Here is a 9,839-nt window from a genome sequence, read left to right on the forward strand (position 1 = left end):
ACAGCATTTGAGGTTGATAAAAGATTATGTGAGCATCTTACGACTGAATTTGAAGAACCTATAAAAAACGGGAACTTTGAACTGCGGTGCGGAGATGTGCTTGAGCGTTGGGAGTCAGGAAGTCTGCTGGATGAACCTTATCATCTGGTAGCCAACTTACCCTATTATATCGCGACCAATATTATTTTAAAAGCATTTAAAGATGAACAATGCCAGTCTATTCTGGTTATGGTTCAATAAGAAGTTGCCGTTAAATTTGCAGCAAGTGTCAAACAAAAAGAGTTTTCTGCTCTTTCTGTTCTTGCGGCAAGTGTCGGAAAAGCAACACTTTGTTTCGAGGTTGAGCCCGAAGCATTTGTTCCACCTCCAAACGTCACTTCTGCCGTGCTTTTAATAGAGAAAAAACAGTCACAGGATGACGAGAAGTTTGAAGCGTTCTTAAAGATTGCATTTGCGCAACCGCGTAAAAAACTCTCTAAGAACCTCATGGCTGTTTTTTCTAAAGATATTGTAAATACAATTTTCGCAAAGTTGGAACTTGATTCTAACTTACGACCTCATGAAGCTGGGACATCTATTTATCATCATATATATAATGAACTAAAGGATTATTTAGATGGAAAACAACAATCAGAACAACGAAAACAATCAAAATCAAGAGCCAAGAACTCCCAGAGATAGAAAGCCAAATCCACACAGACAAAACACTGGTGGACAAACTGTAAATACTCAAGGTGGAAATACACAGGGGGAGAACAGACCAAACCCTAACAGAAAACCTCACCCAAATAGAAAGCCAAACCCAAATAGAAACCAAAATGCTGAAGGTGGAAATGCACAGGCAGAGAACAGACCGAACCCTAACAGAAAACCTCACCCAAATAGAAAGCCAAACCCAAATAGAAACCAAAATGCCGAAGGTAGAAATACACAGGGGGAGAACAGACCAAATGCTAACAGAAAACCTCACCCAGGTAATAAACCAGGCGGCAAACCCGGTGGTAATCAAAACCGTAACAGCGGGGGGAATAAAAACAGGGGCAGAAGAAAGAATGTAACCACTGTAAATGATACAATGAGAGCTTCTCTCGAGGAAAATGCACGCGTTAAAGACGCAACCATGAACCCTTGGAAGCAGATAGACATGTCAGCAAAAGGTAAAATACGTTTCACTCCGCTAGGTGGTCTCGGCGAGATCGGTGGGAACATGGCGGTTCTTGAAACTGAAACAACTGCTATCATCATCGATGTAGGTATGTCTTTCCCTGATGAAACGATGCACGGTGTAGATATCCTGGTACCTGATTTCTCATACTTGCATACACTTAAAGAAACAAAAGATGTCTATGTCATCATCACACACGGTCATGAAGACCACATTGGTGCAATGCCTTACCTCTTTAAAGAATTACAATTCCCTATCTATGCTACACCACTTGCACTAGCAATGATAGAAAATAAATTTAATGAACATGGACTCTCTGCACACACAAATAAATTTAATTTTGTAACACTGAGAAAACAGTATCAGATCGGTGACATGAAAATAGAATGGCTACACAATACTCACTCTATCATTGATGCATGTTCACTTGCTATTGAGACACCTGCTGGAACCATCATCCATACGGCTGACTTTAAAGTAGACCATACTCCTGTAGACAACTACACAATGGACTTACACCGTTATGCATATTATGGTGCCAAAGGTGTACTTTGTCTTTTCTCTGATTCGACTAACTCACACAACCCTGGGTTTACGAAAAGTGAAAAAGTCGTTGGAAAAACATTTGATTCACTCTTTGACCTTGCAAAAGGAAGAGTGATCATGTCAACATTCTCATCAAACGTTCACCGTATCTTCCAGGCAATGGAAAGAGCAGTCAAACACGGTAGAAAAGTCTGTGTGATCGGTCGTTCAATGGAGCGCAATGTTGAAACCAACAGAGCTCTTGGCTTTGTAGATATTGAAGACAAACACTTTATCGAAGTACACGAAGTACCAAAATATGCTGAACATGAAGTACTTATTGTAACTACAGGTTCACAAGGTGAGACTATGGCTGCATTGAACCGTATGGCAACAGATGAGCATAGACACATCAAACTAAAGCCTTCTGATACGGTTATTATCTCTGCTTCAGCTATTCCAGGGAATGAAGCTTCTGTCTCAGGCCTTATGAACAAACTCATCAAAGCAGGCGTTACTGTACGCTATAAAGAGTTTGGAGATATTCACGTCTCAGGTCACGCCGCACAAGAAGAGCAGAAACTTATCTTGAGACTCGTCCAACCAAAATTCTTCTTACCTGTACACGGTGAGTACAATCACATCGCAAAACACGCAAAGACAGCCGTAGAGTGTGGTGTTGATGAAAGAAATATTTTACTTATGTCTGACGGGGATCAAGTAGAGATCACGACTAAGTATCTTAAAAAAGTCAAAACGGTTAAAAGTGGTAAAACATATATCGACAACCAAAACAATATGACCATTGAAAATGATGTAGTACTTGACAGACAAAAACTGGCTGAAGACGGTATCGTCAATGTTGTAGCCCAGATTTCACAAAGTAACCAAAAAGTAGTGGGGAAACCTATTGTCACTTCACATGGTCTTGTTCCAGATAAAGAAGATAAGAAATTTGCAAAAGAGATAGAAGTGTTACTTGAAACAATGCTACTTAACATGAAACCTGAAGCACTCAAGAACCATAAAGATATTGAAAATGATATACGTGCAGTCGTCAGAAAACATGTTGTTCGTACTACAAAGAGATATCCGCTTATTATTCCTACTATCTTCATCGTTTAATCTACTTCTGCCTCAGGGCAGAAGTTATTGCTGTATCATTAAGAAATACCTACATGTATCCTACTCTGCTAATTATGCTATAATCGTTTAAAAATATATAAAGACTTAACCATGGATCTTATCAAAATCGCACAAGAAACATTTCACGTTGAAGCAGATGCTTTATACAAAGCAGCTGAACGTTTAGACCAAAATTTTCTGAATGCCATTTCACTTATCCTGGATACAAAAGGAAAGCTTATCATCACTGGTGTAGGAAAGTCTGGATTGGTAGGTGCCAAAATGGCTGCTACTTTCGCCAGTACCGGTACATCAAGTTTCTTTTTGCACCCGACAGAAGCACTGCACGGAGATTTGGGAATGATAAGCAAAGGGGATACTTTACTTGCTATAAGCAGTAGCGGAGAAAGTGAAGAACTAACGAAGATACTTCCTCATATCAAGCGTTTTGATATCCCACTGATCGGACTTACAGGAAATGAAAGTTCATCTCTTGGGTCTTATGCGGATGTTTTTCTGGATATTTCTGTAGAAAAAGAGGCATGCCCACTGGGTGTTGCCCCGACAACTTCCACTACGCTGACCATGGCACTTGGTGATGCTTTGGCTGTAGCTCTCATGGAAAAAAGAGGGTTTAAGCAAGAGGATTTTGCTTCTTTCCATCCTGGTGGATCACTGGGTAAAAAACTTTTTGTGAAGATCAAAGACCTTATGAGAACAGAAGATCTACCTGTTATTAACAACACTACGACACTCAATGAGGCCATTGTGGCAATGAGTGAGGGTAAACTTGGGACAGTACTCATCGTGGATGAAACAGATACATTTATCGCGATCTTAAGTGATGGCGACCTTAGACGTGCACTGATGAAAGAAGGATTTAGCCTAGACCATCTAGCTATAGAATACGCCAGTAAAAATCCTAAAAGCTATACCAATACAGAGTTACTGGCAAGTGATGCCCTTGAAATTATAGAAAATGGGCGAATACAACTTTTGCCTATCACAAACAAAACAGGCAATATCATCGGTGTATTACACATCCATGATCTAATTAATGCTGGAATTAAAAGCAAATAAGAAACGAGAAATAATGAGACTAAACAAATTTATATCACATAACACAAAATACTCCAGACGAGAAGCCGACAAACTCATAGACGAGGGTGAAGTCACTTTAAACAAAAAAGTCTTGAAAGATTTTGGGTATGAAGTAGAAGAAGATGACCATATTTATGTGAAAGGCAGACCGGTTAAGAAAAGTACAGAGCTGACCATCATCGTCTACAATAAGCCCAAGGGTGTACTGGTCACCAAAAAAGATGATAGAGGACGTGCAACCATCTATCATAAGCTTCCAGGCAAATACAGACACTTTGTACCTGTAGGTAGACTAGACTATGCTTCTGAAGGACTTTTGCTCTTAACGGACTCCCCAGAGGTCGCAACCGCCCTCATGGAGAGTGGTTTGGACCGTACCTATAATCTTAAGATCGATAAACCTATTACTCCAGAGATGATCACCGCAATGAAAGAAGGTCTGGTACTCGATGATGCCCGTGCCGGTGCCCATGAGAAATCTAAGATCTACAGTATGGAATTTGCTCCTTTTGCACACTTTGAAGTGAGATCTGAAGGGGAAAATTTTTCAAAACTTCGTGTAACCATCACTGAAGGTAAAAACAGAGAACTAAGACGTTTTTTTGCACACTTTGAAGCAAAAGTACTTGACCTCAAACGTGTGGCCTTTGGAGGTATAGAGTTAAACAACCTTCCTACCAATAAAACACGTTACTTTACCCGTAGAGAATACGATGATGTGCATAAGTTTATGAAACGAAGACGTGAAAATGCTGAAGCAGCTATCAAAAATGCCGCCAACGCACGTAAACAAGAAGAAAAAAATAAACGCGAAAAAGCGCTTGAAGAAAAAAAGAGTAACACATCAAAAAAGTTTACTAAAAGAGATTAAATTGTGCCAAATCTTGCACTGAAATATCGCCCTAAAACACTTGATGAGATGATAGGTCAATCACACCTTTTAGGTGACAGTGCCATATTACAAAAACTCATCACCACAGGCACCCTCTCCCATACCTTCTTTTATGGACCACCCGGTTGTGGAAAAACAACCCTGGCAAGGGTGATCGCTTCCCTTCTCGATATACCTTTTTACGAGATGAATGCCACCACGCTCAAGATAGAAGATCTGCGCAAGATCTTTAAAGAGTATACCAATGCATTACAAAAACCTCTTATTTTCATAGACGAAGTCCATAGGCTTAGCAAGAACCAGCAAGAAGTACTCTTACCTTTTATGGAAAACCAGGCCGCTCTTATCATAGGTGCTTCTACAGAAAACCCCTATTATTCACTTACCGCTGCAATGCGTTCACGTTCACACCTTTTTGAACTTGAAGCGATCAGTCAAAAAGAGCTGTATGCCTACCTGGACCACGTTCTCCAATTGGAAGAGATCATCCTGGAAGATGATGCAAGAGAATATCTTGTCTTTTCCAGTGGTGGTGATGTACGGGCGATGCTAAATCTGCTAGAGAGTGCTGCTGCTGTTGAAAGCCCTGTTACACTTGCTACACTCAAACAGATACGCCCTCATGCCATGCAGGCAGGAAGTTCCGAAAGCGAAAGCCACTATGAACTGACTTCTGCCATGATCAAAAGCATTCGCGGGTCTGATATAGATGCTTCCATCTATTATCTTGCCAGACTGATAGATGGCGGAGAACCTGCAGAATTCATTGCAAGACGTTTGAGCATCCTCGCCAGTGAAGATATAGGAAACGCTAACCCTCCTGCTCTTAACCTTGCCAGTTCCACACTGAATATCGTGAAACATATAGGCTATCCGGAAGCCAGAATATCACTCTCTCAGCTTGTCATCTATCTTGCCTCTTCACCTAAGTCCAACAGTGCCTATATGGCTATTAACACTGCCCTTAAAGATATTGCAGCAGGAGAGATACACCCTATTCCTTCTCATATCAAAACCCATGCAAAAGAGTATCTCTATCCGCATGACTTTGGTGGCTGGGTAAAACAGCCTTACCTTTCCGTACCTAAGAAATACTATACTACCCAGCAGATAGGTTTCGAAAAAACACTTTGGCAGTGGCATGAGAAAATAAAGTCCAAATAATTTAATCACATTTCCCACACATTCCTGTGGTATAATAAAATTCAGTTAAGATATAAAAGGAATGAAATGAAACATAAACTACTACATCATTTTTTAATTTTAGGTAGCAGTATCATGATACTTAATGGATGTACCGGTCAAGAAGTAGCACCAAACAATGCCACCCAAACAGGTGCTGCAACAGGAGCACTTGCTGGTGCAGTTATAGGCTATAATTCTGGTAGCCATAGTGGGACAAATGCTGCTGTAGGCGCTCTCATAGGTACAGCTGTTGGTGCTGGTATAGGAAATGCCGTAGACAATAGTAACTCGGAACAAGTACAACCAGGTGGATGGCAATAGCCCTCCTCTCATATAAAAAGGATATAAAATGAAATTAACCAAACCAATACTTGCAGCTACTGTAGCTGCTTTCATGCTGGGAGGATGTTACAATCAACCTGGTCTTGTCGAAGACACAAGTTATAATCGTACTAAAACAGGTGCTGCAACAGGAGCGCTGGCTGGTGCAGCCATAGGATATAATACAGGTAGCAGAGACTCAAAAAGTGCCATAATTGGCGGTCTTCTAGGTGCTGCGTTGGGTGGAGCAGTAGGTTATAGTATGGACCAGCAAGCTAATGAAGTTGCACGTGCGCTTGGTACAGGTGTTAATAATGATCCACTTGCAGCACTTGACCCAAATAGAGACATCGTTGTGTCAAAAACCAATAGTTATGTAAAAATTATGTTTAGAGACCGTATGATGTTTGCTACAGCTTCATCTAGATTGCAACCAAGTGCAAGAGCAAAAGTACAAAAAGTAGGACAGGTTTTAGCTAACTACCCTCAAACGGTTGTAGGTGTTGCAGGATTTACAGATAATGTAGGAAGTTACTCTTACAACCTGGATCTTTCACAAAAACGTGCCACAACAGTAGGTAATCTACTTGCCACAAACGGAAGACCATTCATCAAAGGGTGTTCATATAATAAAGCTCTTGTACCAAATGACTCTGCTAAGAACAGAGCACTTAACAGACGTGTAGAAGTCTATCTTTATGCAGACAGCAAGAGAATGTCTGATCCTTGCCGTTAAACGCTGCTATTTCAACAAGCTAAGTGAACGCTTGGCTTGTTCTGCATTCATAGCACCAGAAAAATATTGACTTTCAACGTTATCAACTTCAGCAGTAAGTTTTGCCTGTAAAGCATCCCCCCTAACTCTTTCATTTATAAATAATTTCATATCAGAAAAATCAGGAAAAATTTCTAAGAATTCTGTTTTTAATGCAGAGTTATTCCATGCCTTTACTTGTATACTCACCGGTTCATCTGTCATATCGAGTATCTCTCGCCCAATACTGTCAACACTTTGATATTTATCATACTGATGCTTCTGCTGATATTCTTCATTTTGAAACTTATCATCTTCCTGGATATCGCCGACAAACTGAGTAATAAAATAAAGAAACCCTACCCCTATAAGCACAAAGAAAAATAAACTCTTATCCATAATCACATCCTGGCTATATATTTAATATGAAAATTATACACTAAATTTTAGAAAAGAGGTTAATTGTAGTTTTTATAAAAAATAATCAACTGTTAATTCTCCGATAATATTAGGATGATACAAAGGCTTGTCTAAACTTGATATAATAATCCAAGATACTATTTAAAGGAACAGCAAATGAAAAAAGTATTCATATCTGTTTTATTGTTCTTATCTTTATTATTCAGTACTGACACTAAACCACCCTATGATAAGTTTAGTATCTTAGAGGATGAGATACACAGTTTAAAGTTAAAAAATAAAGAGTTAAAAACCCTAAACAAATCCTTAGAGACCCAAAATAATAACAATAAAGAACAAATGAGACAATATAAAAACGCTCTTATTTCAAAAAAGCTAAAGAAAGCCAAATTGAAACTTACTCAAGCTTCGGTAAGCACTATCATACCTTTAGCAGGCACGACCTCTCTTATGGCACTTACATACAATGATATTCGAGACTACTGTCAAGATGTGCAAGAGTTTAAAGCATTTGAGGTATCCATGTTTGGCACTTTTGATCAGGAAGTCACTGAAGATGAAAAACGCTTATGTAAATATGCCATGCAAAAAGAATTATTGCCCGATTTAGATCAATATCCACAAGATTCTAAAGAATGGATAAAAGATAAGTATAAAAAACTTGAGGATAAGACAAAAAAAAAGATGGATAAATGGTTTTAAAGTTCTGAATACGAAGAAATATGTTTTTAAGAATAAAAGTATCTTGTCATAGTTAAAAAGTGATTAAGTGCCGCGTAAACGGGCTTTATAAGTGGTGCGGATGAGAGGACTCGAACTTATTAGCCTATCAATCTTTACAGTTCATGACATAGCCAAATCCCCTCATATACGCACTTCATTGTTTCTCTTAATTCCTTTTAATGTATAATAATTCCAATAAGTAGTGTTACCCAAAGTGTTACCCACTACTTTTACTTAAAAGGACGGTGTACCAATGGCTGTTAAACTTAGTGACTTTAGAAAATGTACATATAAAGCAGGTGGTAAAGTTATTGAAGTGCCAAATCTCTATGAAAGCATTAATACCGACAGGCTCAAAGGGCGTAAATACCTTGCACGTTTTAGGCTTGACGAGAAGATTTATACTAAGATATTAGGCTACTCTAAAAAGAACGGTACAATCGTCTTAAGCCCTAAAGATGCAGGTAAACTACTGGACATATACAAAGCAGATTTAGAAGCAGGTTACACCTCATCAAGCAATATTACTTTAGACAAACTCTTTGATTTTTACTTTGAAACACTCGACACATCCAAACAATGGACTCACAAAAAGAAATACATTTATGATCATTATGTGGGAACGTCCAAAAATGATGATAGTACCGCTAAGAAAATTACTAGAAAACCTACAGAAGAAGAACAAAAAAGACAAGGGATATTTGATAAAAAGAAAATAGGAAAAAAGAAAATAGAGAATATTAGAGAGATGGACATACAAAAGTTACTCAATAGTATGAATGAACAAGGGCTAAGCCCACGAACACGAAAAAGCGTTATGGAAGTACTTAACCCTCTCTTTAGATTTGCAGTAACCAACAAGTATTTAAGAGATAACCCGTCAATAGGTATAACGGTAAAAATACCAAGTCAAAAGAAGATAGTCACCAACGCTACAGACCTATTTAAAAGGGTGTATGCAGGGATTAACGCCTATTACCATGATAACCCATACTACAAAGCATTATTTCTTTTTGGCTTCACGGGTAGACGTAAAGGAGAGATACTTAATCTCAAATGGGAGAACATAGACTTTACACATAACTACTACTGGATAGAAGATACAAAGACAGACGATCAACAAAAATACCAACTACCTCCCTACCTCATAGAGCCGTTACAGGAGATCAAGGATGACAGAAAAGGCTTAGTATTTAAAAGTCCTATTACAGGGAAGAAAATCATAAACATAGACAGACAAATGCGACAGCTAAAGAAGTTTTTAGATATGGATAATCTCTCTATGCACTACATGAGAAACATATTGGTAAGTGCCTTAGCAGAACAGCAAGTAGAGGCTATCACTCTTAGTGGTATATTAGGGCATAAAGATCCAAACACCATAAACAAGTACCTAAGTATCAATCATTATAAAAGCAGTCAAATTGGGCTTAATAAAGTTGATGAAATTATTGATGTAGATGTAAATGCGGGGGAATAGGCCTTTTAAAAACTATCACTAAAGCTTATAAAAAAGATGCCTGAAAATGATACAAATTTTCAAAAATGCACAAGTAAAATTTGAGTAAAATCGGAAATGAGTTGAAACAAACTCAAGAACATCGATTAGAGTATCGATGGCATCAAGT

Annotated in this window: 9 protein-coding genes and 1 pseudogene; 9 read left to right on the forward strand and 1 reads right to left on the reverse strand. The window is 38.6% G+C overall.

Going from position 1 to position 9,839, the window contains the following annotated elements; translation table 11 throughout:
* Nucleotides 1–60: 60 nt before the first annotated feature.
* The 7 genes and pseudogenes from ABYK33_RS10330 (at nt 61) to ABYK33_RS10360 (ending at nt 7,050) form a co-directional block, all read left to right on the forward strand.
* Nucleotides 61–681: pseudogene (locus ABYK33_RS10330) on the forward strand (rRNA adenine dimethyltransferase family protein).
* Nucleotides 617–2,815, forward strand: a complete 2,199-nt coding sequence (locus tag ABYK33_RS10335) for an RNase J family beta-CASP ribonuclease (RefSeq protein ID WP_373033110.1) — start codon at nt 617–619, stop codon at nt 2,813–2,815. Before ABYK33_RS10330 ends, ABYK33_RS10335 begins: the two are co-directional and overlap by 65 nt.
* Before the next feature lie 111 nt (nt 2,816–2,926).
* Nucleotides 2,927–3,895, forward strand: a complete 969-nt coding sequence (locus ABYK33_RS10340; RefSeq protein WP_373033111.1) for an SIS domain-containing protein — start codon at nt 2,927–2,929, stop codon at nt 3,893–3,895.
* Between the two features lie 13 nt (nt 3,896–3,908).
* Nucleotides 3,909–4,787: a pseudouridine synthase gene (locus tag ABYK33_RS10345; RefSeq protein WP_373033112.1), complete on the forward strand. Its 879-nt coding sequence runs from the start codon at nt 3,909–3,911 to the stop codon at nt 4,785–4,787.
* A 3-nt stretch (nt 4,788–4,790) separates the two neighbouring features.
* Entirely contained in the window at nt 4,791–5,972 is a 1,182-nt protein-coding gene (locus ABYK33_RS10350) for a replication-associated recombination protein A (protein WP_373033113.1), read from the forward strand.
* Nucleotides 5,973–6,038: 66 nt separating this feature from the next.
* On the forward strand, nt 6,039–6,314 hold the full coding sequence (locus tag ABYK33_RS10355; RefSeq protein WP_373033115.1) for a YMGG-like glycine zipper-containing protein: 276 nt from the start codon (nt 6,039–6,041) through the stop codon (nt 6,312–6,314).
* A gap of 28 nt (nt 6,315–6,342) precedes the next feature.
* Nucleotides 6,343–7,050, forward strand: coding sequence for an OmpA family protein (locus ABYK33_RS10360; protein WP_373033116.1), 708 nt, complete (start codon nt 6,343–6,345; stop codon nt 7,048–7,050).
* Nucleotides 7,051–7,056: 6 nt separating this feature from the next.
* Here ABYK33_RS10360 and ABYK33_RS10365 read toward each other — a convergent pair whose 3' ends face one another.
* Nucleotides 7,057–7,467, reverse strand: a complete 411-nt coding sequence (locus ABYK33_RS10365; protein ID WP_373033118.1) for a hypothetical protein — start codon at nt 7,465–7,467, stop codon at nt 7,057–7,059.
* 177 nt (nt 7,468–7,644) lie between these two features.
* Between ABYK33_RS10365 and ABYK33_RS10370 the strand changes: the two genes are divergently transcribed.
* Nucleotides 7,645–8,190, forward strand: a complete 546-nt coding sequence (locus ABYK33_RS10370; RefSeq protein WP_373033119.1) for a hypothetical protein — start codon at nt 7,645–7,647, stop codon at nt 8,188–8,190.
* 274 nt (nt 8,191–8,464) lie between these two features.
* On the forward strand, nt 8,465–9,691 hold the full coding sequence (locus tag ABYK33_RS10375; protein ID WP_373033120.1) for a tyrosine-type recombinase/integrase: 1,227 nt from the start codon (nt 8,465–8,467) through the stop codon (nt 9,689–9,691).
* The last annotated feature ends 148 nt before the right edge of the window (nt 9,692–9,839 follow it).

Source organism: Sulfurovum sp., assembly GCF_041562805.1.
GTDB lineage: Bacteria > Campylobacterota > Campylobacteria > Campylobacterales > Sulfurovaceae > Sulfurovum.

What these genes read in the sequence shown, in the direction of transcription:
- ABYK33_RS10375 (WP_373033120.1), top strand. Translation starts at nt 8,465, where the DNA reads ATGGCTGTTAAACTTAGTGACTTTAGAAAATGTACATATAAAGCAGGT.
- ABYK33_RS10335 (WP_373033110.1), top strand. Translation starts at nt 617, where the DNA reads ATGGAAAACAACAATCAGAACAACGAAAACAATCAAAATCAAGAGCCA.
- ABYK33_RS10355 (WP_373033115.1), top strand. Translation starts at nt 6,039, where the DNA reads ATGAAACATAAACTACTACATCATTTTTTAATTTTAGGTAGCAGTATC.
- ABYK33_RS10340 (WP_373033111.1), top strand. Translation starts at nt 2,927, where the DNA reads ATGGATCTTATCAAAATCGCACAAGAAACATTTCACGTTGAAGCAGAT.
- ABYK33_RS10345 (WP_373033112.1), top strand. Translation starts at nt 3,909, where the DNA reads ATGAGACTAAACAAATTTATATCACATAACACAAAATACTCCAGACGA.
- ABYK33_RS10365 (WP_373033118.1), bottom strand. Translation starts at nt 7,467, where the DNA reads ATGGATAAGAGTTTATTTTTCTTTGTGCTTATAGGGGTAGGGTTTCTT.
- ABYK33_RS10360 (WP_373033116.1), top strand. Translation starts at nt 6,343, where the DNA reads ATGAAATTAACCAAACCAATACTTGCAGCTACTGTAGCTGCTTTCATG.
- ABYK33_RS10370 (WP_373033119.1), top strand. Translation starts at nt 7,645, where the DNA reads ATGAAAAAAGTATTCATATCTGTTTTATTGTTCTTATCTTTATTATTC.